Origin of the sequence: Phenylobacterium sp. Root1290 (genome assembly GCF_001425305.1) — a bacterium.
GTDB lineage: Bacteria > Pseudomonadota > Alphaproteobacteria > Caulobacterales > Caulobacteraceae > Phenylobacterium.
The window spans coordinates 1-20,391 of record NZ_LMEE01000006.1; the positions used below are offsets into that span (position 1 = coordinate 1).

A 20,391-nucleotide genomic window follows, 5' to 3' on the forward strand; every position below is an offset into this window, starting at 1 on the left:
CCGTCGGCGCCGGCGTCGTGGCCAAGATCGTCGAATAGTCGATCTCACCACCACCAAGACAATCAGGCCGCCGAGGGAAACCTCGGCGGCCTTTTTGATGCCCGGAAGGGGGAAGATGAAGCTTAGGTCATGACCTGGATTTAAGCTGACCCCACCATGGGCACGGCCTACCGTCGCGCCAAGGTTGTTCAGCGGAGCGGAGGGAAAGACATGCGTTTGCCGGTGATATTTCTTGGGCTTGGCGTGGCTCTGTCAGCGGGCGCCGCCCAGGCTGCCCCTCCCTCGGTTGAGATCAAGGACGCCGTTGTGCGCGTCACGGTGATCCCGGAGGCGCGCAGCGATGTGAAGGTCGAGATCCTCTCCAACCACGCCCAACTGCCGCTGCAGGTCAGGGCCCAAGGCGGCCGGGTGACCATCGACGGGGACTTGGACCGGAAGATCCGTCACTGCGAAGGGGAGGGGGCGGGCGCCTCGGTCAGCGTCGCCGGCGTCGGCGCCGTCGCTTACGCCAATATGCCGCAGATCGTGATCCGCGCGCCCCGCGACGTCGATCTGGACAGCGGCGGGGCGGTCTTCGGCGCGATCGGGAAGTCCGACAATCTCCGGCTTTCAAACGCCGGCTGCGGCGACTGGACCGTCGCGAATGTCGCCGGGGAGCTGACGCTCAACCAGGCCGGCTCGGGCGACACGCACGTCGGCAGCGTCGGCCGCGCCAACCTGCGCGTGGCCGGGTCTGGGGATATCAAGACCCAAGCAGTAAAAGGGCCGATGTCCGTGAACATGGCCGGATCTGGCGACGTGTGGACGGCCTCGCTCGATGGCGCGCTCGATGTGAAGATCGCCGGCTCGGGCGACGTAAAGATCGCGGGCGGCCGGGTCGGAGCGATGGCGGTGTCCGTCGCCGGCTCCGGGGGCGTCGACGTCAATGGCCGGGCGGAGTCGCTCAAGGCTCGCATTGCGGGCTCGGGCGACGTCAAGGTGAAGGCCGTGAGCGGCGCGGTTTCGAAGGCGGTGCTCGGCTCGGGCGACGTCATCATCGGCTAGAGCGCGCGGGGCGGACGCTGGCAAGCCTTGACGCCGGCGAGTCGCACACGTATAGACGCGCCTCCTGTTGGACCGGCTGTGTGCTTCGAAGTGATTTGAAGCACAGACGCGGTTCGCAGAACGGCCCGGAAATCGATGCAAATCGAGGTTCCGGGACAGGGCCTCGCGAAGCGTTCGCGCAGGCTCACGTCGTTTTTGCGGACTTACGCGTACGAGCGTCTCCTATGAGGCGTTCGGGTTGGTCTTTGAAATGGTCAATGTCACGCGGACGTTCGTCGTCTGTAGGGGAAACTAAAGAGCGATATGGATCGTCAGAACATCCGCATCCGGCTCAAAGCCTTCGATCACCGCGTGCTGGACCATTCCACACGCGAGATCGTCAATACGGCTAAGCGCACCGGCGCGACCGTCCGGGGGCCCATCCCCCTGCCGACGCAAATCGAAAAATTCACCGTCAACCGTTCGCCGCACGTCGACAAGAAGTCGCGCGAGCAGTTCGAAATCCGCACGCATAAGCGCGTGCTCGATATCGTCGACCCCACCCCGCAGACCGTGGACGCGCTCATGAAGCTCGACCTGTCCGCCGGCGTGGACGTCGAGATCAAGCTTTAAGAGGGGATCGGTCGATGCGTACCGGCGTGATCGCCAAGAAACTGGGTATGGCTCGCTTCTTCGATGAAGGCGGCGTCCATGTTCCTGTGACCGTGCTCAGCCTTGAGGGCTGCCAGGTCACGGGTCAGCGCACCCAGGACAAAGACGGCTATGTGGCTCTCCAGCTCGGTGCTGGCGCCAAGAAGGCCAAGAACACTTCGAAGGCCATGCGCGGCCACTTCGCCAAGGCTGAAGTTGAGCCGAAGCGCGAAGTCGCGGAATTCCGCGTCACCGAAGAGAACCTGATCGAAGTGGGCGCGGAGTTCACCGCCGACCATTTCGTCGCCGGCCAAAAGGTCGACGTCACCGCCCTCACGGTCGGTAAGGGTTTCGCCGGCGCCATGAAGCGCTGGAACTTCGGCGGCATGCGCGCGACCCACGGTGTCTCGGTTTCGCACCGGGCCCATGGTTCGACCGGTAACCGCCAGGATCCGGGCAAGACCTTCAAGAACAAGAAGATGGCCGGCCATCTCGGCCAAGAGACCGTCACCACCCTGAACGTCACCGTCTGGAAGGTCGACGCTGAGCGTGGCCTGATCCTCGTGAAGGGCTCCGTGCCCGGCACCGAGGGCACCTTCGTGAAGATCCGCGACGCGGTGAAGTCGGCTCGTCCGGCTGAAGCCCCGATCCCGGGCGGCTTCCGTAAGGCTGGCCAGGCTGCTGCGGCTCCGGTCGCCGCTGAGGCGCCTGCGGTGGAAGAGGCTCCGGCCGAAGCTGGGGGCGAAGAACAGTAATGAAACTCGACGTCATCAAACTTGACGGCGCCAAGGGTGGTTCGATCGAACTGTCCGACGCCGTGTTCGGCATCGACGAGATCCGTGGCGACATCCTGCAGCGCATGGTGACTTGGCAACTCGCCAAGCGCCGCTCGGGGAACCACAAGATCCAGGTCCGCAACGAGGTCTCTCGTACGGGCAAGAAGATGTACAAGCAGAAGGGCACCGGCGGCGCTCGTCACGGTTCGCGCCGTGCGGCCCAGTTCGTCGGCGGCGCCAAGGCTCACGGGCCTGTCGTGCGCAGCCACGCCTTCGACCTGACCAAGAAGTTCCGCGCCCTGGCCCTGCGCCATGCGCTGTCCTCGAAGGTCAAGTCGGGCGCTCTGGTCGTCGTCGACACCGTCGCCCTGACCGAGGTCAAGACCTCGGCCCTGCGCGCCAACCTCGACAAGATCGGCCTGAAGAACGCGCTGGTCATCGCTGGTGCTGAGGTCGACGCGAACTTCGCGATGGCCGCTCGCAACATCCCGAACGTGGATGTGCTGCCGAACGCCGGCCTGAACGTCTATGACGTGCTGCGTCGCAAGACCCTGGTCCTGACCAAGGACGCGGTCGAAGCGATCAATGCGCGCTTTGCTGAGAAGGAAGCTGCGTAATGGCCGACCCCGTCGCCCGCCACTACGACGCCATCCTGTCGCCGGTGATCACGGAAAAGGCCACTCTGCTCTCGGAGCAGAACAAGGTCGTCTTCCGCGTCGCCAACGATGCGACGAAGGATGAAATCGCCGCCGCTGTCGAAGCGCTGTTCAAGGTCAATGTCACCAAGGTCAACACCTTGGTCGTCAAGGGCAAGACCAAGCGTTTCCGCGGCCGTCCGGGCCGTCGCTCGGACGTCAAGAAAGCTGTCGTGACCCTGGCCGAAGGCCAGTCGATCGACATCACCACGGGGCTCTAGTTCGATGGCTCTGAAGCAGTTTAATCCGACCTCGCCGGGCCGTCGCGGCCTCGTGCTGGTCGACCGGTCCGAGCTCCACAAGGGCCGCCCGGAAAAGTCGCTCGTCGAGGGCCTGACCAAGTCGGGCGGTCGCGGCGGCAACGGCCGTATCGCTGTCCGCTTCCGCGGCGGCGGCGCCAAGCGCCTGTATCGCAAGGTCGACTTCAAGCGTCGCAAGTTCGACGTGCCGGCCACGGTTCAGCGTCTTGAGTACGACCCGAACCGCACGGCGTTCATCGCCCTCATCAAGTATGAGGACGGCGAACTGGCCTACATCCTGGCCCCGCAACGCCTGAAGGCCGGCGATGTCGTCATCGCCGCCGAGAAGGCCGATGTGAAGCCGGGCAACGCCATGCCGCTCCGTGGCATGCCGATCGGCACGATCATTCACAACATCGAGCTGAAGCCCCTCAAGGGCGGCCAAATGGCCCGCTCGGCTGGCGCCTACGCCCAGCTGGTCGGCCGTGACGCCGGCTACGCCCAGATCCGTCTCGGTTCGGGCGAACTGCGGATGGTTCAAGACACCTGCATGGCTACGGTCGGCGCGGTGTCGAACCAGGACCACATGAACCAGGTCCTGGGCAAGGCTGGCCGCACCCGCCACATGGGCTTCCGCCCGCACGTCCGCGGCGTCGTCATGAACCCGGTCGATCACCCGCACGGCGGCGGTGAAGGCCGCACCTCCGGCGGTCGCCACCCGGTCACCCCGTGGGGCAAGCCGACCAAGGGCTCGAAGACCCGTTCTAACAAGGCGACGGATAAGTACATCATCCGTTCGCGCCACGCTCGGAAGGCTCGCTAAGCCATGACCCGTTCCGTCTGGAAAGGTCCGTTTGTCGACGGATACCTCCTCAAGAAGGCCGACAACGCTCTGTCGTCTGGCCGCAAGGACGTCATCAAGACCTGGTCGCGTCGCTCGACCATCATGCCGCAGTTCGTCGGCCTGACGTTCGGCGTCCACAATGGCCAGAAGCACGTTCCCGTGCTGGTCAGCGAAGACATGGTCGGCATGAAGCTCGGTGAGTTTGCTCCGACCCGGTACTTCCCTGGCCACGCGGCCGACAAGAAGGCCAAGAGGAAGTAACCATGGCAAAGCAAGCTAAAGCACGCCGCCTGACCGGCGTTGAGGCGATGGCCAAGGTGACGACTCTGCGCACCAGCCCGCGCAAGCTGAACCTCGTGGCTCAGTCGATCCGCGGCCTGAAGGTGCAGCGCGCCCTCAACGAGCTGGAGTTCAGCCACAAGCGCATCGCTCGCGATGTGCGCAAGGCGCTCTACTCGGCCATCTCGAACGCCGAAAACAACCACAACCTCGACATCGACAACCTGGTCGTCGCCGAGGCCTTCGTGGGCAAGAACCTGGTGATGAAGCGCTTCGCCGCCCGCGCTCGCGGTCGTGCTTCGCGCATCGAAAAGCCGTTCAGCGAGATCACCATCGTGGTCCGCGAATTGGGTGAGGCCGCCTGATGGGTCAGAAAGTCAATCCGGTCGGGCTTCGCCTCGGCATCAACCGCACGTGGGACTCGCGTTGGTTCGCCAAGAAGGCGGACTACGGCAAGCTCCTGCATGAGGACATCAAGATCCGCAAGCAGCTCAAGAAGCGCCTGTATCAAGCCGGCGTTTCGCGGATCATCATTGAGCGTCCCCACAAGAAGTGCCGCATCACCATCTATGCCGCGCGCCCTGGCGTGATCATCGGCAAGAAGGGTGCGGACATCGACAAGCTGCGCAAGGACGTTGCGGCGATCACGGAAGGCGAAGTTCACCTGAACATCGTCGAAATCCGTAAGCCGGAAACCGACGCCCAGCTGGTGGCCGAGAACATCGCCCAGCAGCTCGAGCGCCGCGTCGCGTTCCGTCGCGCCATGAAGCGTTCGCTGCAAAGCGCGATGCGTCTGGGCGCCAAGGGCATGCGCATCGAAGTCGCTGGCCGTCTGGGCGGCGCCGAAATCGCCCGTACCGAATCGTACCACGAGGGTCGCGTTCCGCGTCACACACTGCGGGCCGACATCGACTACGGCGTGACCGAAGCTTCGACCACTTACGGCATCATCGGCGTGAAGGTGTGGGTCTTCAAGGGCGAGGTCCTCGACCACGACCCGATGGCTCTCGACAAGCGCCTGGCCACGGAATCCGGCCCGGCCGGCGAGGGCGGCGGACGTGAACGTGGCGACCGCGGCGATCGCGGTCCGCGTCGTGACCGTCGCGAGCAAGCTGGAGCCTAAGGTAGAGCCATGCTGTCTCCGAAAAAGACCAAGTACCGCAAGCAGTTCAAGGGCAAGATCCACGGCGTTGCGAAGGGCGGCTTCTCGCTGAACTTCGGCTCCTACGGTCTGAAGTCCGTTGAACCGGAACGCATCACCGCTCGTCAGATCGAAGCGGCTCGTCGGGCGATCACTCGTCAGATGAAGCGCCAAGGTCGCGTGTGGATCCGGATCTTCCCGGACGTTCCGGTGACCGACAAGCCGGCTGAAGTGCGGATGGGTAAGGGCAAGGGCGCGGTCGAGTACTGGGCCGCGCGCGTTCACCCTGGCCGTATCATGTTTGAAATCGACGGCGTGCCGGACGATGTCGCTCGTGAAGCCCTGCGCCTCGGCGCGGCCAAGCTTCCCGTGAAGACCCGCATCGTCACCCGCATCGACGCCGCTGTCGCGGAGCACGCGTGATGAAGATCGACGATATCCGGGGCATGACGCCCGACCAACTCGGCGAGGCCCTGCTGAACCTGAAGAAAGAGCAGTTTAACCTGCGCTTCCAGGCGGCGACCGGCCAGGTCGAGAAGACCCACCGCGTGGACGAGGTCCGCAAGGACATCGCGCGGATCAAGACCGTCCTGCGCTCCAAGCAGACCGCGGCCTAAGGAGACAACGAACATGCCAAAGCGAATTCTCGAAGGCGTCGTCGTCTCGGACAAGGGCGACAAGACGATCGTTGTGAAGGTCGAGCGTACCTTCCTGCACCCGGTGCTGAAAAAGACCGTTCGTCGGTCGAAGAAGTACCACGCCCACGACGAGGCGAACGTCTACAAGGCCGGCGACATCGCGCGCATCATCGAATGCGCTCCGAAGTCTAAAACCAAGACCTGGGAAGCGCTGCCGAAAGGCGCTGACCAGCAAGCCTCCTAAAGAAAGTCTCATCCCATGATTCAGATGCAGACTAACCTCGAGGTCGCCGACAATTCCGGCGCCCGTCGTGTGATGTGCATCAAGGTGCTTGGTGGCGCTGGTCGCCGCTACGCCGGCGTTGGCGACAAGATTGTCGTCTCCGTGAAGGAAGCGATCCCGCGCGGTCGAGTGAAAAAGGGTGACGTGCTGCAGGCGATCGTCGTGCGCACGTCTTCCGCGATCAAGCGCAAGGACGGTTCGGTGATCCGTTTCGACAAGAACGCCGCCGTGATCGTCAACAAGCAATCCGAGCCGATCGGCACGCGGATCTTTGGCCCGGTTCCCCGTGAACTGCGCGCCAAGAACCACATGAAGATCATCTCGCTCGCTCCCGAGGTGCTGTAATGGCCGCGAAGATCAAGAAGGGCGACCGCGTTGTCGTCCTCACGGGCAAGGACAAGGGCCGTCAAGGCGCTGTCCTGCGCGTGCTGCCGAAGGAAGACCGCGTCGTGGTCGAGGGCCTGAACATGGTTCAGCGCCACACCCGTCCGACGCAGACCGACCCGCAAGGCGGCATCAAGAACAAGGAAGCGGCGCTCCACATCTCGAACGTGGCGATCGTCGACTCCAAGGGTAAGCCGACCCGCGTCGGCTTCCGGGTCGAAGGCGACAAGAAGGTCCGCGTCGCCAAGACGACCGGTGAGGTGATCAATGGCTGAGCAAGCTTACGAACCCCGGCTGAAGTCCGAATATCGCGCGCGCATCCGCGCCGCGATGAAGGAGCAGTTCGGCTACACGAACGAGATGCAGATCCCCAAGCTGGACAAGATCGTCCTGAACATGGGCATCGGTGAAGCCGTCTCGGACTCCAAGAAGGTCAACTCGGCGATCGCCGACCTGGCGAAGATCGCCGGTCAGAAGCCGCAGCCGACCAAGGCTCGTAACTCCATCGCCGGCTTCAAGCTGCGCGAAGGCATGGTCGTCGGTGCGAAGGTGACCCTTCGCGCGGACCGCATGTACGAGTTTCTGGACCGCCTGATCACGATCGCGCTGCCGCGCGTGAAGGACTTCCGGGGCCTGAAGCCCACCTCGTTCGACGGTCGTGGCAACTACGCTATGGGTCTGAAGGAGCACATCGTGTTCCCGGAGATCAACTACGACCAAATCGATCAAATGTGGGGCATGGACATCATCGTCGCCACGACTGCGAAGACCGACGACGAAGCGCGCGCGCTTCTCAAGGAATTCCAGTTCCCGTTCGTTCAAGCGTAACGGCGGGAAGGAAAGAACAAATGGCCAAGAAAAGCGCTGTCAATCGCAACGAGATGGTCCGCAAGCTGGTGAAGCAATTCGCCAACAAGCGCGAAGAACTCAAGGCGATCGCCAACGACGAGAGCCTGCCGCTCGAAGAACGCTTCGAAGCGCGCCTGAAGCTCGCCGAACTGCCGCGTAACTCGTCCAAGACCCGCATCCGTAATCGTTGCGAAGTCACGGGCCGTCCGCGCGCCTACTACCGGAAGCTTAAGATGAGCCGGATCGCGCTGCGCGAACTGGGCTCGAACGGCCAGATTCCTGGCCTCGTCAAGTCGAGCTGGTGAGGAGGGTCTCATGGTGAACGACCCCGTTGGCGATATGATCGCCCGCATCAAGAACGCCGCCACCCGCGGCCGTTCCAAGGTTTCCACGCCGGCCTCGAAGATGCGCGCGCGCGTCCTCGACGTGCTCGCCGAGGAAGGCTACATCCGCGGCTATCAACTCGTTCAGAAGCCGGGCGCTTTCCCGGAGTTCGAGATCGAGCTGAAGTACTTCGATGGTCAGCCGGTGATCGCTGAGATCCGCCGGATCTCGAAGCCGGGCCGCCGCGTCTACTCGTCGATCAAGGACCTGAAGCCGATCAAGAACGGCCTGGGTATCTCGATCCTGTCGACGCCGAAGGGCGTCATGTCGGACACGGCCGCGCGTGACGCGAACGTGGGCGGCGAAGTCCTGTTGCGGGTCTACTAAGATGTCGCGGATTGGAAAGAAGGCGGTCGCCGTCCCCGCGGGCGTGACGGTGACCATCGACGGCCAGACCGTCACGGTGAAGGGGCCCAAGGGTCAACTCTCCTGGACCGTCGCCGAAGAAATCGAAGTGAAGCAGGAAGGCGCTGAGCTCCAGCTCTCCAAGCGCGTCGACTCGACCCGGGCGCAAGCCATGTGGGGCCTGTCGCGCACCCTGGTGAGCAACATGGTGGTCGGCGTGACCCAGGGCTTCGAGCAAACCCTCGAACTGGTCGGCGTTGGTTACCGCGCTGCGATGAAGGGCCAGGCGCTCTCCATGCAACTCGGCTTCAGCCACGACGTGGACGTGCCCCCGCCTGCCGGGATCACCTTCGCGACGCCGAAGCAGACCGAGATCAAGATCTCGGGCATCGACAAGCAAGCCGTCGGCGAGATCGCCTCGAAGATCCGCCGCCTGCGTCCGCCGGAGCCCTACAAGGGCAAGGGCGTCCGTTATGCCGGCGAGAAGGTTCGCCGCAAGGAAGGCAAGAAGAAGTAGGCCATGGCTCTTAAACCCCGTGACACCGCCAAGCGTCGTGCCGAGCGCACGCGCATCCGCCTGCGGTCGGTGGCGAATGGTCGGCCGCGTCTGTCGGTCTTCCGCTCGTCCAAGAACATCTACGCCCAGATCATCGATGATGAGCGCGGCGTGACCCTGGCTGCCGCCTCGACCCTCGAGGGCGACAAGCAGAAGGGTTCTGACAAGGACGCCGCCGCCCGTGTGGGCGCGCTCGTGGCGCAACGCGCCATCGAAAAGGGCGTCAAGGACGTCGTCTTCGATCGTGGCGGTTACATCTACCACGGCCGGGTGAAAGCCCTGGCCGACGCCGCGCGCGAAGCCGGCCTGAACTTCTAGGGGTACGCTGATGGCTCGTGGAAACGAACAACGTGGTGGTGACGGCCAAGGCCGTCGTGACCGCAACCGCGGCAATCAAGCGGAAGAGCGCGCTGAATCCGACATCGTCGAGAAGCTGGTGCACATCAACCGCGTCGCCGCCACTGTGAAGGGCGGCCGTCGCTTCTCGTTCGCCGCCCTGATGGTGGTCGGTGATCAGAAGGGCCGCGTCGGCTACGGTCATGGCAAGGCGCGTGAAGTGCCGGAAGCCATCCGTAAGGCGACCGAGGAAGCCAAGAAGTCGATGATCCGCGTGCCGCTCCGCGAGAGCCGCACCCTGCACCACGACGGCAATGGCCGTTGGGGCGCCGGCAAGGTCATGGTCCGCTCGGCTCCTCCGGGCACCGGCGTCATCGCCGGCGGTCCGATGCGCGCCGTGCTCGAAACCCTCGGCGTCCAGGACGTCGTGGGCAAGTCGGTCGGCTCGTCGAACCCCTACAACATGGTGCGCGCGACCTTCGAGGCGCTGAAGGCTCAGTCTTCGCCCCGCCAGGTCGCCGCCAAGCGCGGCAAGAAGGTCGCCGACGTGCTGGGCCGCAAGGCTGACAGCGCTGCGGTCGCCGCCGCTGACGGAGAGTAAACCATGGCTAAGGTGACCGTTCGTCAAACGGCGAGCCCCATCCGCCGTAAGAGCGATCAGCGCGCGACCCTCATCGGTCTCGGCCTGAACCGCATCGGCCGCGTGTCGGTCCTGGAAGACAGCCCGTCTGTGCGCGGGATGATCGCCAAGGTCCATCACATGGTGGAAGTGATCGAAGGCTAAACGCCTTTCGACTGGACGTTTAGGAGAGGCGGCGCCAAAAGCGTCGCCTCTTCGGTCGTTTCGGCGGCCGAGTTTCTTTTTCAGCCGAGTCCGGGCCTGCGCCCGGGCGTCAGATCTCCAAGGAGAGGCGTCATATGACCAAGCTTAACGAACTGAGCCCGCGCGAAGGCTCCACCAAGAACCGCATGCGCGTCGGCCGCGGCCCGGGCTCGGGCAAGGGCAAGACCGGCGGCCGTGGTGTGAAGGGTCAGAAGTCCCGCACCGGCGTCTCGATCGCCGGCTTCGAGGGCGGCCAGATGCCGCTGCACATGCGGATGCCGAAGCGCGGCTTCAACAACCCCTTCGCCAAGGAATTCGCCGAGGTGAACCTGTGGCGTCTGGAGCAGGCGATCGCCGCCGGCAAGCTCGACGCCAAGAAGGCCATCGACGCCAAGGTGCTGATCGCCGCCGGCGTTCTGCGTCGTGAAAAGGACGGCGTGCGCCTCCTGGGCAAGGGCGAACTGAAGTCCAAGATCGAGATCACCGTCTATTCGGCTTCGGCCGCGGCCAAGGCCGCTGTCGAGAAGGCTGGCGGCAAGGTCACCACGACCGGTCCGGCCGCTGCCGAAGCCGCCGAGTAAGCCGCTCATCCCCGCTTCGTGCGGGGACCCACGCTGATTGTCCGGCGCCCCGCCTGGCCCTTTTCCGCATGTTTGCGGCGGGGTGAGGCAAGGGGGCCGGATGACAGCGCAGGATGGACGCCCTATGTACGTCCGGTCCTTCAGTCTGGGGTTCTAAATGGCTTCGGCCGCCGAACAGCTAGCAGCAAACATGAACTTCGGCGCCTTCCAGAAGGCGACGGAGCTGCACAAGCGCATCTTCTTCACCTTGGGTGCGCTGATCGTCTATCGCCTCGGGACCTATATCCCGATCCCGGGCATCGACCCGGCTGCGTTCGCACAGGCCTTCCAAGGCCAGGCGCAGGGCATCCTGGGCATGTTCAACATGTTCTCCGGGGGCGCCGTCGAGCGGATGGCGATCTTCTCGCTGAACGTGATGCCGTACATCTCGGCCTCGATCATCGTTCAGCTGCTCGGGACGGTTTATCCGCCCTGGGAGAAGCTGCGTAAGGAAGGCGGGGAGGCGGGGCGCAAGACGCTCAACCAGTACACCCGCTACCTGACGGTCATTCTGGCGCTGTTCCAGTCGTTCGCGATCGCCACCGGGCTGCAGAACAGCCCCGGCCTGGTGCTGAACCCTGGCGTCTTCTTCCTGGCCTCGACGGTCGTGACGCTGACCGGCGGTACGCTCTTCCTGATGTGGCTGGGCGAGCAGATCACCAGCCGCGGCGTCGGCAACGGCGTCTCGCTGATCATTTTCGCCGGTATCGTCGCGGTCCTGCCGCAGGGCGTCTGGCAGATGTTCACGATGACGCGGACCGGCTCGCTGTCGCCGTTTGCGATGTTCGCGATCATCGCCCTGGCCATCGCCGTCGTCTTCGCCATCGTCTTCATGGAGCGCTCGCAGCGCCGCCTGCTGGTGCAGTATCCGAAGCGCCAGCAAGGCAACCGGATGTTCGGCGGCGACACCTCGTTCCTGCCGCTGAAGATCAACACCGCCGGCGTCATCCCGCCGATCTTCGCCTCGTCGCTGCTGCTGCTGCCGACGACGGCGATGGGCTTCCTGGCTACGGCCGACCTTCCGGCCTGGGCGCAGTGGCTGCCCGGCATGGTGGGCCAGCTGCAGCACGGCCAGCCGGCGTTCATGGTGCTCTATGCGCTGCTGATCATCTTCTTCTGCTTCTTCTACACCTCGGTCGTGTTCAACCCGGACGACACCGCCGAGAACCTGCGCAAGTACGGCGGCTTCCTGCCGGGCATCCGCCCTGGCAAGCGGACGGCCGAGTACCTCGACTACGTGCTGACTCGCCTGACGGTGATCGGGGCGGCGTATATCACGCTGGTCTGTCTGATGCCAGAAGCGCTGATCGGGTACTTCAAGGCGCCGTTCTATCTCGGCGGCACCTCGATCCTGATCGTGGTGAGCGTGACCATGGATACGGTCACCCAGATCCAGTCGCACCTGCTGGCGCACCAGTACGAAGGCCTGATCAAGAAATCCAAGCTGCGCGGGGGACGCGCTCGCTAAGGGGCGTACCGGCCGAAAAGGGGCGGCCGGGGAGGGGACATAAAAGCTATGAATTTGATCCTGTTCGGCCCGCCGGCGGCGGGCAAGGGAACTCAGGCCAAGCGCCTGGTGGATTCCCGCAAGATGGTCCAGCTCTCCACCGGAGACATGCTGCGCGCCGCGATCGCTTCGGGCTCTGAGCTCGGCAAGCGTGTCGAGGGCGTCATGCAGCGTGGCGAGCTGGTCACCGATGAGATCGTGATCGCGCTGATCGAAGAGCGTCTTCCGGAAGCCGACGCGGCCGGCGGCGCGATCTTCGACGGCTTCCCAAGGACCCTGGCCCAGGCCGGGGCGCTGGACGAGATGCTGGCCAAGCGCGGCTCGCGAATCGATCTAGTGCTGCGCCTGAAGGTGGACGACGAGCAGCTCCTCAAGCGGGTTGCCGGTCGTTTCGCCGAATCGGGCCGTCCCGATGACAACCCCGAGAGCTTCAAGGTGCGGCTCTCGGCATATAACGACCAGACCGCGCCCTTGCTGCCGTACTATCAAGACCAGGGAAAACTGGTCGAGCTGGACGGCATGGGTTCGATCGAGGACGTCGCCGCCGGAATCGACCAGGCCCTCAAGGCCTGATATCTGGCGACCAACCCGCCCAGCGATTGCGGAAGTCTGAAAAGCTTCAGATTCCTGCGATTGCTCCATTGACGGAAACGCAACGTTCCCTATAACGGTGCGCTTCCGCGAAAGGGCGCGAAGGACGTGCCGGCCTTCCCACACGGGATTCTGGGCCGGGGCGCCGTTCGCGCTTCTCTGCGTGACTAGGAGATTCAACGCGTGGCCCGTATCGCTGGCGTCAACATTCCGACTAACAAGCGCGTCGTCATCGCGCTGCAGTACATCCATGGGATCGGCCAGGCGAAAGCCAAGGAGATCGTCCAGAAGGTTGGCATTGAGGACGCTCGCCGCGTCAATCAACTGTCCGACGCTGAGGTGCTGCAGATCCGCGAGGCGATCGACCGCGACTACCTCGTCGAGGGCGACCTGCGTCGCGAGACGGCGGTCAACATCAAGCGTCTGATGGACCTGGCCTGCTATCGCGGCCTGCGTCACCGTAAGGGCCTCCCGGTCCGCGGCCAGCGCACCCACACCAATGCCCGCACCCGCAAGGGTCCGGCCAAGCCGATCGCCGGCAAGAAGAAGTAAGAGAGCTTAGCGATGGCCAAGGAACCGGCGCGCGTCAAACGTCGCGAACGCAAGAACATCACCTCGGGCGTGGCGCACGTGAACGCCTCGTTCAACAACACCATGATCACCATCACGGACGCGCAGGGGAACACCATCTCCTGGTCGTCGGCCGGCATGATGGGCTTCAAGGGTTCTCGGAAGTCGACCCCGTACGCCGCTCAGATGGCGGCCGAGGACGCGGGCCGCAAGGCCGCCGAGCATGGCGTGAAGACGCTGGAAGTGAACGTCTCGGGTCCGGGTTCGGGCCGTGAGTCGGCGCTCCGCGCGCTGCAGGCCGTGGGCATGACGATCACCACCATCCGTGACGTGACCCCCATTCCGCATAACGGCTGCCGGCCGCCCAAGCGCCGGCGGGTCTAAAGTACCGCAGTACTGCACTCCCCACGCGCCGGACCGAGCTTTTCGCGTCCGGCGATCCTGCGTTTCGAGGGACATCTCTACGTGATCGAAAGAAACTGGAACGAGCTCATCCGTCCCGAGAAGCCGCTGATCGAGGCCGGAACCGACGCGAACCGCAAGGCGCGTCTGGTGGCCGAGCCGCTCGAGCGCGGTTTCGGGGTGACGCTCGGCAACAGCCTCCGCCGAGTGCTTCTGTCGTCGCTGCAGGGCGCGGCCGTGACCGCCGTCCAGATTGACGGCGTGGTCCATGAGTTCTCGTCGCTGGAAGGCGTTCGCGAGGACGTTGTCGACATCGTCCTGAACATCAAGCAACTGGCGCTGCGCATGCACGCCGAGGGCCCCAAGCGTATGACGCTTAAGGCCACCGGCCCGGGCATCGTGACCGCCGGCCAGATCGAAGTCCCGTCGGACATCGAGATTCTGAACCCGGACCACGTGCTCTGCACCCTGGACGACGGCGCCACCGTGCGCATGGAGTTCACGGTCAACAACGGCAAGGGCTATGTCCCGGCCGAGCGTAACCGCCCGGAAGACGCTCCGATCGGCCTCATCGCCGTCGACAGCCTCTATTCGCCGGTTAAGCGCGTCGCCTACCGTGTCGAGCCGACCCGTCAGGGCCAGAGCCTCGACTACGACAAGCTGATCATGGAAGTGGAAACCAACGGCGCGATTTCGCCGGTGGACGCGGTGGCTTTCGCCGCCCGTATCCTCCAGGACCAGCTGCAGATCTTCATCACCTTCGAAGAGCCGAAGAAGAAGGTCGAAGGCGAGAGCAAGCCGGAACTGCCGTTCAACCCGGCGCTGCTGAAGAAGGTCGACGAGCTCGAGCTCTCGGTCCGCTCGGCGAACTGCCTGAAGAACGACAACATCGTGTACATCGGCGACCTGATCCAGAAGACCGAGGCGGAAATGCTCCGCACTCCGAACTTCGGCCGCAAGTCGCTGAACGAGATCAAGGAAGTGCTCGCGGGCATGAACCTGCATCTCGGCATGGACGTGCCGAACTGGCCGCCGGAAAATATCGAAGAACTCGCCAAGAAGTTCGACGATCAGATGTAAGACGCTCCGAGGCCCGCCTGGCGGGCCTCGGTTCTTTAGAACTACGCGCTGACTCCGAGCCGCTTTGGCGGCAAGGGCCTGATGAGGCCGCAACCGCGGCGGAAGGCTCCGGCGCTTCGTTTTGACCCAGGCGGGAGCAGGCTGGGACTTGGTTAGGCAAGGGCGCTTCACCGCGCCCAGCGGGCCCAGCGGCCCAGGAGATATGAAATGCGTCACGGCAAAGCCCACCGCAAACTGGGTCGTACGACCGCCCACCGCACCGCGATGTTCGCCAACATGGCGGCGAGCCTGATCAAGCACGAGCAGATCGTCACGACTCTGCCGAAGGCCAAGGAACTGCGCCCGGTTGTTGAAAAGCTGGTCACGCTGGCGAAGCGCGGCGACCTGCACGCTCGCCGTCAGGCGATCAGCCAGGTTCGCGACGTCGAGCAGGTCGGCAAGCTCTTCGCGGTCCTCGGCCCGCGCTACAAGGAGCGCCAGGGCGGCTACATCCGCGTCCTGAAGGCCGGCTTCCGCTACGGCGACAACGCCCCGCTGGCCGTGATCGAGTTCGTCGATCGTGACCCGGCCGAAAAGGGCAAGGACTCCGGCCCGGTCCAGAACGTCGGCTTCGGCGACGAATAAGACCAGCCTGCAGTCTGCAGACATTCAGAGCCCCGGATGGAAACATCCGGGGCTTTTGTTTTGCGTGCACGCCGGCAGCCGACCGCGAAATATATTTGCGAAAAACTGAAAATATTATATCATTGGGAAAATGAAGGCCCGCTGAGAGGCCTGGAGCAGGGAGACGCGAGATGAACGAGCGCAGCAAGCTGCCGACGATCGGCCCGTTGCTCTGGTATCGCGACCCGGTCGCCGCCATCGCCTGGCTGGAGCGCGCCTTTGGCTTTGAGACCCGCATGGTCGTCGAGGACGGGCAGGGCGGGGTGATCCACTCCGAACTGGTCCTGCACGACGGCTACATCATGGTCGTGGGGCCGCCCAGCGGACGCGCGGTCAGTCCTGCTGCCTTCGGCGGCCGGTCCACCCAGTCGGTGCATGTGCAGTTGGCGGAAGGCCTCGACGCGGTCTGCGAGCGCGCTCGCGACGCCGGGGCGGCCATAGAGCGTGAACCCGCGGATCAGCCGTACGGCGACCGCGTCTTCACCTGCCGCGACCTCGAAGATCATCCCTGGTCGTTCGGCCAAACGGTCCAGGCCCTGTCCGTCGAAGAGATGGAACAGGCCACCGGCCACACCATCAAAGCCTGAAACTGAAGGAGAACGTCACATGTCCGGTTTGCGCTCCGCCGTGTTCTATCAGGACCCCAAGGCCGCCTTGGCCTGGCTGGAAAAGGCCTTCGGGTTCGAGCTGGTGATGCTCTTGGAAGACGCCGAGGGCAATGTCGCGCACTCGCAGATGGAGTTCGGTGACAGCTACGTGATGATCGGCCAGGAGTGGAGCGCCGACCACAAGAGCCCGAAGTCGGTCGGCGGCAAGAACACCCAGACTGTCCATATCCAGATCGACACCGATCTCGACGATCACTTCGCCCGCGCCAAGGCGGCCGGCGCGGTCATCGACGCCGAGCCGCAGATGCAGTTCTACGGCGACAAGACCTACCGCTGCCGCGATCCCGAGGGGCACATCTGGACGGTGTCGCAAACCGTGCAGGCTGTGAGCCGCGAAGACGCCGAGGCCGCCAGCGGCCTGAAGATCACCGGCTGGCGATGAACACGGCGCGACAGGTCGACTCGACCCTGGCCGCCCTGGCCGATCCCTACCGCCGGCAGGTCGTGGATCTGCTGGCGCGGGGGCCGCGCCCGGCGGGAGAGTTGGCTCGCGAACTCGGTCTGTCGCCGCCGACCATGAGCCGTCACCTGCGCACGCTGCGGGAAAGCGGCCTGGTGGAGGAGAGCCACCCCCAGTTCGACGCGCGCGTCCGCATCTACGCCTTGAGGCCTGAACCCATGGTGCATCTGTTGCGATGGCTGGAAGAGAGCGAACGGCTGTGGAGCGAACAGCTCATCGCGTTCAAGGCGCATGTCGAGAAGACGCCGTGAGCTCGAAGGTGTTCGTCGCGCTGCGAGTGAAGGCCTCGCCGGAGCGGGCGTTCACGGCCTTCGTCGAGGAGATCGGCGCCTGGTGGCGGCCCAACGGCCTCTTCCAGACCACGCCGCGGGCGCCGGGCGTGTTGGCCTTCGAACCGGGAGAGGGCGGCCGCCTGATCGAGACCCTGCAGAACGGCAAGATCTTCGAGATCGGCAGGATCGTCGCCTGGGAGCCGCCGGCGCGGCTGGTGTTCTCCTGGCGGCAGGCGAACTTCCCGCCGGACCTGATGACCGAAGTCGAGGTTAGCTTCGCTGCGGTCGGCGAGGAGACCCGGGTCAGCGTCGAGCACCGCGGCTTCGACCAGGTGCCGGAAGGGGCGGCTCGCCATGGTTTCCCCGACGAGACCCTTCTCATGCGCCTGGCCGAGTGGTGGCAAAGGCTGCTGACATCCTATCGCGATACGTCGGCGTAAGACGCCGAACATGGTAGTTCAGAGATCGAAACGGCCCGGAGCGGCCGACCGGAGGAAGCCATGACTGAGCGTCCCGAGAGCGCCGACGGCGCCGACGACAAGCGCTGGGCAGGGGCCTTCCGGTTCATCTTCGCCGCTTCGGTGATCAACGCGGTGTCGTTCGGGATCATGATCCCGGTGCTGCCAAATCTGATCAAGGAGTTCACCGGCGGCGATACCGCCGCAGCGTCGGAATGGAACGTGTTGTTCGGCGCCGTCTGGGGGGTGATGCAGCTGTTCTGCGGCCCCATCCTTGGCATGCTTTCCGACCGCTATGGCCGCCGGCCTATCTTGCTGATTTCATTGGGCGGCCTGGCGATCGACTTCCTGTTCATGGCGCTGGCGCCCAGCCTGATGTGGCTGTTCGTCGGCCGCATCATCAATGGCCTGACGGCGGCGAGTTTCTCGACGGCCAACGCCTATGTCGCCGACGTCACGCCGCCGGATAAGCGGGCCAAGGCCTATGGCTGGATGGGCTCGGCCTTCTCGTTCGGCTTCCTTGTGGGACCCGCGCTGGGCGGCTTCCTCGGCGACATCGACCTGCGGCTGCCGTTCTTTGTGGCGGCGGCCCTGACCACGCTCAACTGGCTCTACGGGTTCTTCATTCTCCCGGAATCGCTGCCGCCCGAGAAGCGTGTCGCCAAGTTCGATTGGAAGCGCGCCAACCCCGTGGGTTCGCTCAGCTTCCTGCGCGCCCACAACGAACTGTTCGGCCTTGCCAGCATCGGGTTCCTGTTCCAGCTGGCCCACACCGTGCTGCCGGCGATTTTCGTGCTCTACACGGGCTACCGCTACGGCTGGACGCCGGGCTTCATGGGCCTGACCATGATGGCCACAGGCTTGGCCGGAGTGATCGTGCAGACGCTGCTCGTCGGGCCCGTCGTGGCCCGAATCGGCGAGCGCGGCGCGCTGCTGCTCGGCGCCGCTGCCGGCGCGACCGGCTTCGCCATCTACGGCATGGCGCAGACCGGCTGGGCCTACATGATCGGCGTTCCGGTCTTCGCCCTGATGAACTTCCTTATGCCGGGGCTGCAGGGGCTGATGACGCGCCGCGTGGAGCCTTCCGCCCAGGGCCAGTTGCAGGGGGCCAATCAGGCCCTGCAGGGGATCGCTTCTGTGATCGGGCCGATTGTCTTCGGCATGACCTTCGCCTGGTCGATCCGCCACGAGGGAGCTCTGCATCAGCCGGGGCTGGCCATCTACCTGGCCGCGGCGCTGCTGGTCGGAGCCTTCCTTTTGTCCCTGAGAGTAGGGCGTGTTCCTAAGTCTGCGGCCGCAGGCGCCTGAGGACAGTTTCGGTTCGTCGCGGCGCAGCCTAGATATTCGCCATCATTGCGCCTGAAAACTCCTGAGAGTGCGGGCTTGAGACGATGCCTGGAGACTCTATGCGCGCCTACCGCGTCCTGATCCCCGCCCTGGCTTTGCTGGCGGCCTGTTCCGACCCCGCAGCTAAATCCAACGCCCAGATCCCACCCCTTGCTCAGCCCAGTCGGACTGCGCCCGGCGACGCCATGACGATGAAGGCCTCCTTCGCCCCCGTGGTGAAGCGGGCGGCCCCGGCCGTGGTCAACATCTCGTCCAAGCGGCTGGTGCGCCAGCGCCCCGATCCGTTCTGGGACATGTTCGGCATGGGCGCGCCACGCGAGCGCATCCAAGGCTCGCTCGGGTCAGGCGTCATCGTCCGGGCCGACGGCATCGTGGTGACGAACAATCACGTGGTCGAGGGCGGACAGGAGATCACCGTCGCCCTGGCTGACCGCCGCGAATACACCGCCCGCATCCTGCTGGCCGACCCGCGCACTGACTTGGCGGTCCTGAAGATCGATGTCGGCAATGAGCGGCTGCCGACCCTGGCCATCGACGATTCCGGCGAGGCCCAGGTCGGCGATCTGGTGCTGGCGATCGGCGACCCCTTCGGCGTCGGCCAGACGGTCACCAACGGCATCATCTCGGCGCTGAACCGCACCGCCGATCCGAACGGCGATGCGTCCAACGCCTACATTCAGACCGACGCGGCGATCAATCCCGGCAACTCCGGCGGCGCCCTGGTCGACATGGACGGCGATCTGATCGGGGTGAACAGCTTCATCCTTTCGCGGTCGGGCACGTCGTCGGGTGTCGGGTTCGCGGTCCCGGCGGCCATTGTCCGGCGCGTGGTGGAAACCGCCGCGGGCGGCGGCCAGGCCGTGGTCCGGCCCTGGCTTGGCGCGCGCACCCAGACGGTCACCGCCGAACTCGCCCGCAGCATGGGCATGAGCGTGCCGCAGGGCGCGCTGGTCGCCGACATCTGGCCGAACGGCCCCGCAGCACGCGCAGGCTTGCGTCAGGGCGACGTGATCGTCTCGGTAGACGGCCGGCCGGCGGTGGATGCGGCGGCGGTGTCCTATGCGATCTCCTCGCGTCGCCCAGGCGACAGCATCAAGCTCGGGGTTCGTCGCGGCAGCGGCGAGCAGACCCTCACCCTGCGCGCCGAGGCGCCGCCGGCGACCCCGGCCAAGGACGAGCAGGTGATCTCGGGCCGCAATCCCTTCGACGGCGCGACGGTCGTGAACCTGTCGCCGGCGGTGGCCGACGAACTGGGCATCGATCCGTTCGCCGGCCGTGGCGTTTTGGTGACGAACATCAGCCGCGGCTTTGCGATGAACGCCGGCCTGCGTCCGGGCGATCTGATCCGCAAGGTCAACGGCCGGGAAATCGGCTCGGTCCGGGAACTGACCGGCGTTCTCGGGGCCGGCGGCGGTCAATGGCAGGTGACCATCGAGCGCAACGGCCAGGAGGTCACCGCCAACTTCCGGACCTGACGCGGGCGGCGCGCACGCGCCGCTCTCGCTCC

The 20,391-nt window shown here is 64.9% G+C and carries 34 protein-coding genes; all 34 read left to right on the forward strand.

Features of this window, described 5'->3' with window-relative positions:
• Positions 1-243: 243 nt before the first annotated feature.
• The 34 genes from ASC79_RS20295 to ASC79_RS20460 all read left to right on the forward strand — a co-directional run bounded on the left by ASC79_RS20295 (position 244) and on the right by ASC79_RS20460 (position 20,359).
• Positions 244-1,044 carry a GIN domain-containing protein gene (locus ASC79_RS20295; RefSeq protein ID WP_235528687.1) on the forward strand — a complete coding sequence of 267 codons (801 nt, stop codon included), beginning with the start codon at positions 244-246 and terminating at the stop codon, positions 1,042-1,044.
• A 303-nt stretch (positions 1,045-1,347) separates the two neighbouring features.
• Positions 1,348-1,656, forward strand: a complete 309-nt coding sequence (gene rpsJ / locus ASC79_RS20300; protein WP_056018070.1) for a 30S ribosomal protein S10 — start codon at positions 1,348-1,350, stop codon at positions 1,654-1,656.
• Between the two features lie 14 nt (positions 1,657-1,670).
• Positions 1,671-2,429, forward strand: coding sequence for a 50S ribosomal protein L3 (rplC, locus tag ASC79_RS20305; protein WP_056018071.1), 759 nt, complete (start codon positions 1,671-1,673; stop codon positions 2,427-2,429).
• On the forward strand, positions 2,429-3,067 hold the full coding sequence (gene rplD, locus ASC79_RS20310; protein WP_056018073.1) for a 50S ribosomal protein L4: 639 nt from the start codon (positions 2,429-2,431) through the stop codon (positions 3,065-3,067). The genes rplC and rplD overlap by 1 nt, the downstream gene beginning before the upstream one ends.
• Positions 3,067-3,366: a 50S ribosomal protein L23 gene (locus ASC79_RS20315; protein WP_056018075.1), complete on the forward strand. Its 300-nt coding sequence runs from the start codon at positions 3,067-3,069 to the stop codon at positions 3,364-3,366. Before rplD ends, ASC79_RS20315 begins: the two co-directional genes overlap by 1 nt.
• Before the next feature lie 4 nt (positions 3,367-3,370).
• A complete protein-coding gene (gene rplB / locus ASC79_RS20320; RefSeq protein WP_056018077.1) occupies positions 3,371-4,207 on the forward strand; it encodes a 50S ribosomal protein L2 in 837 nt (278 codons plus the stop codon).
• Between the two features lie 3 nt (positions 4,208-4,210).
• The gene (gene rpsS / locus ASC79_RS20325) at positions 4,211-4,489 is read left to right on the forward strand and encodes a 30S ribosomal protein S19 (protein ID WP_056018079.1); all 279 of its coding nucleotides are present in this window, start codon (positions 4,211-4,213) and stop codon (positions 4,487-4,489) included.
• Positions 4,490-4,491: 2 nt separating this feature from the next.
• Positions 4,492-4,872 carry a 50S ribosomal protein L22 gene (gene rplV / locus ASC79_RS20330; protein ID WP_056018081.1) on the forward strand — a complete coding sequence of 127 codons (381 nt, stop codon included), beginning with the start codon at positions 4,492-4,494 and terminating at the stop codon, positions 4,870-4,872.
• The gene (gene rpsC, locus ASC79_RS20335; RefSeq protein WP_056018083.1) at positions 4,872-5,630 is read left to right on the forward strand and encodes a 30S ribosomal protein S3; all 759 of its coding nucleotides are present in this window, start codon (positions 4,872-4,874) and stop codon (positions 5,628-5,630) included. The genes rplV and rpsC overlap by 1 nt, the downstream gene beginning before the upstream one ends.
• A 9-nt stretch (positions 5,631-5,639) precedes the next feature.
• Entirely contained in the window at positions 5,640-6,071 is a 432-nt protein-coding gene (gene rplP, locus ASC79_RS20340) for a 50S ribosomal protein L16 (protein ID WP_056018084.1), read from the forward strand.
• Positions 6,071-6,265, forward strand: coding sequence for a 50S ribosomal protein L29 (rpmC, locus tag ASC79_RS20345; protein WP_056018086.1), 195 nt, complete (start codon positions 6,071-6,073; stop codon positions 6,263-6,265). The genes rplP and rpmC overlap by 1 nt, the downstream gene beginning before the upstream one ends.
• 13 nt (positions 6,266-6,278) lie before the next feature.
• Positions 6,279-6,530 carry a 30S ribosomal protein S17 gene (gene rpsQ, locus ASC79_RS20350; protein WP_056018088.1) on the forward strand — a complete coding sequence of 84 codons (252 nt, stop codon included), beginning with the start codon at positions 6,279-6,281 and terminating at the stop codon, positions 6,528-6,530.
• A gap of 15 nt (positions 6,531-6,545) precedes the next feature.
• Positions 6,546-6,914: a 50S ribosomal protein L14 gene (gene rplN / locus ASC79_RS20355; protein ID WP_056018090.1), complete on the forward strand. Its 369-nt coding sequence runs from the start codon at positions 6,546-6,548 to the stop codon at positions 6,912-6,914.
• Positions 6,914-7,228: a 50S ribosomal protein L24 gene (rplX, locus tag ASC79_RS20360; protein ID WP_056018092.1), complete on the forward strand. Its 315-nt coding sequence runs from the start codon at positions 6,914-6,916 to the stop codon at positions 7,226-7,228. The genes rplN and rplX overlap by 1 nt, the downstream gene beginning before the upstream one ends.
• Complete coding sequence (gene rplE, locus ASC79_RS20365) at positions 7,221-7,781, forward strand: 50S ribosomal protein L5 (RefSeq protein ID WP_056018094.1); 561 nt, start codon at positions 7,221-7,223, stop codon at positions 7,779-7,781. The genes rplX and rplE overlap by 8 nt, the downstream gene beginning before the upstream one ends.
• Positions 7,782-7,801: 20 nt before the next feature.
• The gene (rpsN, locus tag ASC79_RS20370) at positions 7,802-8,107 is read left to right on the forward strand and encodes a 30S ribosomal protein S14 (protein WP_056018096.1); all 306 of its coding nucleotides are present in this window, start codon (positions 7,802-7,804) and stop codon (positions 8,105-8,107) included.
• 10 nt (positions 8,108-8,117) lie between these two features.
• Entirely contained in the window at positions 8,118-8,513 is a 396-nt protein-coding gene (gene rpsH, locus ASC79_RS20375; RefSeq protein ID WP_056018098.1) for a 30S ribosomal protein S8, read from the forward strand.
• A 1-nt stretch (position 8,514) separates the two neighbouring features.
• Positions 8,515-9,048: a 50S ribosomal protein L6 gene (gene rplF / locus ASC79_RS20380; RefSeq protein WP_056018100.1), complete on the forward strand. Its 534-nt coding sequence runs from the start codon at positions 8,515-8,517 to the stop codon at positions 9,046-9,048.
• 3 nt (positions 9,049-9,051) lie between these two features.
• Positions 9,052-9,405 (forward strand): 50S ribosomal protein L18, encoded by a 354-nt coding sequence (gene rplR / locus ASC79_RS20385; RefSeq protein ID WP_056018102.1) that lies wholly within the window; start codon positions 9,052-9,054, stop codon positions 9,403-9,405.
• A 10-nt stretch (positions 9,406-9,415) separates the two neighbouring features.
• Entirely contained in the window at positions 9,416-10,024 is a 609-nt protein-coding gene (gene rpsE, locus ASC79_RS20390) for a 30S ribosomal protein S5 (protein ID WP_056018103.1), read from the forward strand.
• 3 nt (positions 10,025-10,027) lie between these two features.
• Positions 10,028-10,207: a 50S ribosomal protein L30 gene (rpmD, locus tag ASC79_RS20395; RefSeq protein ID WP_056018105.1), complete on the forward strand. Its 180-nt coding sequence runs from the start codon at positions 10,028-10,030 to the stop codon at positions 10,205-10,207.
• A 134-nt stretch (positions 10,208-10,341) separates the two neighbouring features.
• Positions 10,342-10,827: a 50S ribosomal protein L15 gene (gene rplO / locus ASC79_RS20400; RefSeq protein WP_056018107.1), complete on the forward strand. Its 486-nt coding sequence runs from the start codon at positions 10,342-10,344 to the stop codon at positions 10,825-10,827.
• A 157-nt stretch (positions 10,828-10,984) separates the two neighbouring features.
• The gene (gene secY / locus ASC79_RS20405; RefSeq protein WP_056018109.1) at positions 10,985-12,334 is read left to right on the forward strand and encodes a preprotein translocase subunit SecY; all 1,350 of its coding nucleotides are present in this window, start codon (positions 10,985-10,987) and stop codon (positions 12,332-12,334) included.
• Between the two features lie 48 nt (positions 12,335-12,382).
• The gene (locus ASC79_RS20410; RefSeq protein WP_056018111.1) at positions 12,383-12,946 is read left to right on the forward strand and encodes an adenylate kinase; all 564 of its coding nucleotides are present in this window, start codon (positions 12,383-12,385) and stop codon (positions 12,944-12,946) included.
• A 201-nt stretch (positions 12,947-13,147) separates the two neighbouring features.
• Positions 13,148-13,516 (forward strand): 30S ribosomal protein S13, encoded by a 369-nt coding sequence (rpsM, locus tag ASC79_RS20415; protein ID WP_056018113.1) that lies wholly within the window; start codon positions 13,148-13,150, stop codon positions 13,514-13,516.
• A gap of 12 nt (positions 13,517-13,528) precedes the next feature.
• Positions 13,529-13,918, forward strand: coding sequence for a 30S ribosomal protein S11 (gene rpsK / locus ASC79_RS20420; protein WP_056018114.1), 390 nt, complete (start codon positions 13,529-13,531; stop codon positions 13,916-13,918).
• A gap of 81 nt (positions 13,919-13,999) precedes the next feature.
• Complete coding sequence (locus ASC79_RS20425; RefSeq protein ID WP_056018116.1) at positions 14,000-15,016, forward strand: DNA-directed RNA polymerase subunit alpha; 1,017 nt, start codon at positions 14,000-14,002, stop codon at positions 15,014-15,016.
• Positions 15,017-15,223: 207 nt separating this feature from the next.
• A complete protein-coding gene (gene rplQ, locus ASC79_RS20430; RefSeq protein ID WP_056018118.1) occupies positions 15,224-15,640 on the forward strand; it encodes a 50S ribosomal protein L17 in 417 nt (138 codons plus the stop codon).
• A 170-nt stretch (positions 15,641-15,810) separates the two neighbouring features.
• A complete protein-coding gene (locus tag ASC79_RS20435; protein ID WP_056018120.1) occupies positions 15,811-16,266 on the forward strand; it encodes a VOC family protein in 456 nt (151 codons plus the stop codon).
• A 19-nt stretch (positions 16,267-16,285) separates the two neighbouring features.
• Positions 16,286-16,729, forward strand: a complete 444-nt coding sequence (locus tag ASC79_RS20440; protein ID WP_056018122.1) for a VOC family protein — start codon at positions 16,286-16,288, stop codon at positions 16,727-16,729.
• A complete protein-coding gene (locus ASC79_RS20445) occupies positions 16,726-17,058 on the forward strand; it encodes a helix-turn-helix transcriptional regulator (protein WP_056018124.1) in 333 nt (110 codons plus the stop codon). Before ASC79_RS20440 ends, ASC79_RS20445 begins: the two co-directional genes overlap by 4 nt.
• Complete coding sequence (locus ASC79_RS20450) at positions 17,055-17,519, forward strand: SRPBCC family protein (RefSeq protein WP_056018126.1); 465 nt, start codon at positions 17,055-17,057, stop codon at positions 17,517-17,519. Before ASC79_RS20445 ends, ASC79_RS20450 begins: the two co-directional genes overlap by 4 nt.
• 60 nt (positions 17,520-17,579) lie before the next feature.
• Positions 17,580-18,845 (forward strand): TCR/Tet family MFS transporter, encoded by a 1,266-nt coding sequence (locus tag ASC79_RS20455; RefSeq protein WP_056018128.1) that lies wholly within the window; start codon positions 17,580-17,582, stop codon positions 18,843-18,845.
• 98 nt (positions 18,846-18,943) lie between these two features.
• Positions 18,944-20,359 carry a Do family serine endopeptidase gene (locus tag ASC79_RS20460; RefSeq protein ID WP_056018130.1) on the forward strand — a complete coding sequence of 472 codons (1,416 nt, stop codon included), beginning with the start codon at positions 18,944-18,946 and terminating at the stop codon, positions 20,357-20,359.
• Positions 20,360-20,391: the final 32 nt, after the last annotated feature.

Bases quoted from the DNA above. Each gene is read 5' to 3' on its own strand.
- rpsS (WP_056018079.1), top strand. From the start codon at position 4,211: ATGACCCGTTCCGTCTGGAAAGGTCCGTTTGTCGACGGATACCTCCTC.
- rplF (WP_056018100.1), top strand. From the start codon at position 8,515: ATGTCGCGGATTGGAAAGAAGGCGGTCGCCGTCCCCGCGGGCGTGACG.
- rplN (WP_056018090.1), top strand. From the start codon at position 6,546: ATGATTCAGATGCAGACTAACCTCGAGGTCGCCGACAATTCCGGCGCC.
- rpsN (WP_056018096.1), top strand. From the start codon at position 7,802: ATGGCCAAGAAAAGCGCTGTCAATCGCAACGAGATGGTCCGCAAGCTG.
- rplP (WP_056018084.1), top strand. From the start codon at position 5,640: ATGCTGTCTCCGAAAAAGACCAAGTACCGCAAGCAGTTCAAGGGCAAG.
- rpsC (WP_056018083.1), top strand. From the start codon at position 4,872: ATGGGTCAGAAAGTCAATCCGGTCGGGCTTCGCCTCGGCATCAACCGC.
- ASC79_RS20445 (WP_056018124.1), top strand. From the start codon at position 16,726: ATGAACACGGCGCGACAGGTCGACTCGACCCTGGCCGCCCTGGCCGAT.
- rpmC (WP_056018086.1), top strand. From the start codon at position 6,071: ATGAAGATCGACGATATCCGGGGCATGACGCCCGACCAACTCGGCGAG.
- rplQ (WP_056018118.1), top strand. From the start codon at position 15,224: ATGCGTCACGGCAAAGCCCACCGCAAACTGGGTCGTACGACCGCCCAC.
- rpmD (WP_056018105.1), top strand. From the start codon at position 10,028: ATGGCTAAGGTGACCGTTCGTCAAACGGCGAGCCCCATCCGCCGTAAG.
- rplE (WP_056018094.1), top strand. From the start codon at position 7,221: ATGGCTGAGCAAGCTTACGAACCCCGGCTGAAGTCCGAATATCGCGCG.
- rpsE (WP_056018103.1), top strand. From the start codon at position 9,416: ATGGCTCGTGGAAACGAACAACGTGGTGGTGACGGCCAAGGCCGTCGT.
- ASC79_RS20460 (WP_056018130.1), top strand. From the start codon at position 18,944: ATGCGCGCCTACCGCGTCCTGATCCCCGCCCTGGCTTTGCTGGCGGCC.
- rpsQ (WP_056018088.1), top strand. From the start codon at position 6,279: ATGCCAAAGCGAATTCTCGAAGGCGTCGTCGTCTCGGACAAGGGCGAC.
- rplC (WP_056018071.1), top strand. From the start codon at position 1,671: ATGCGTACCGGCGTGATCGCCAAGAAACTGGGTATGGCTCGCTTCTTC.
- ASC79_RS20410 (WP_056018111.1), top strand. From the start codon at position 12,383: ATGAATTTGATCCTGTTCGGCCCGCCGGCGGCGGGCAAGGGAACTCAG.
- rplR (WP_056018102.1), top strand. From the start codon at position 9,052: ATGGCTCTTAAACCCCGTGACACCGCCAAGCGTCGTGCCGAGCGCACG.
- rplO (WP_056018107.1), top strand. From the start codon at position 10,342: ATGACCAAGCTTAACGAACTGAGCCCGCGCGAAGGCTCCACCAAGAAC.
- rpsH (WP_056018098.1), top strand. From the start codon at position 8,118: ATGGTGAACGACCCCGTTGGCGATATGATCGCCCGCATCAAGAACGCC.
- rplD (WP_056018073.1), top strand. From the start codon at position 2,429: ATGAAACTCGACGTCATCAAACTTGACGGCGCCAAGGGTGGTTCGATC.
- ASC79_RS20315 (WP_056018075.1), top strand. From the start codon at position 3,067: ATGGCCGACCCCGTCGCCCGCCACTACGACGCCATCCTGTCGCCGGTG.
- ASC79_RS20455 (WP_056018128.1), top strand. From the start codon at position 17,580: ATGACTGAGCGTCCCGAGAGCGCCGACGGCGCCGACGACAAGCGCTGG.
- ASC79_RS20435 (WP_056018120.1), top strand. From the start codon at position 15,811: ATGAACGAGCGCAGCAAGCTGCCGACGATCGGCCCGTTGCTCTGGTAT.
- secY (WP_056018109.1), top strand. From the start codon at position 10,985: ATGGCTTCGGCCGCCGAACAGCTAGCAGCAAACATGAACTTCGGCGCC.
- rplV (WP_056018081.1), top strand. From the start codon at position 4,492: ATGGCAAAGCAAGCTAAAGCACGCCGCCTGACCGGCGTTGAGGCGATG.
- rplX (WP_056018092.1), top strand. From the start codon at position 6,914: ATGGCCGCGAAGATCAAGAAGGGCGACCGCGTTGTCGTCCTCACGGGC.
- rpsJ (WP_056018070.1), top strand. From the start codon at position 1,348: ATGGATCGTCAGAACATCCGCATCCGGCTCAAAGCCTTCGATCACCGC.
- ASC79_RS20440 (WP_056018122.1), top strand. From the start codon at position 16,286: ATGTCCGGTTTGCGCTCCGCCGTGTTCTATCAGGACCCCAAGGCCGCC.
- rpsK (WP_056018114.1), top strand. From the start codon at position 13,529: ATGGCCAAGGAACCGGCGCGCGTCAAACGTCGCGAACGCAAGAACATC.
- rplB (WP_056018077.1), top strand. From the start codon at position 3,371: ATGGCTCTGAAGCAGTTTAATCCGACCTCGCCGGGCCGTCGCGGCCTC.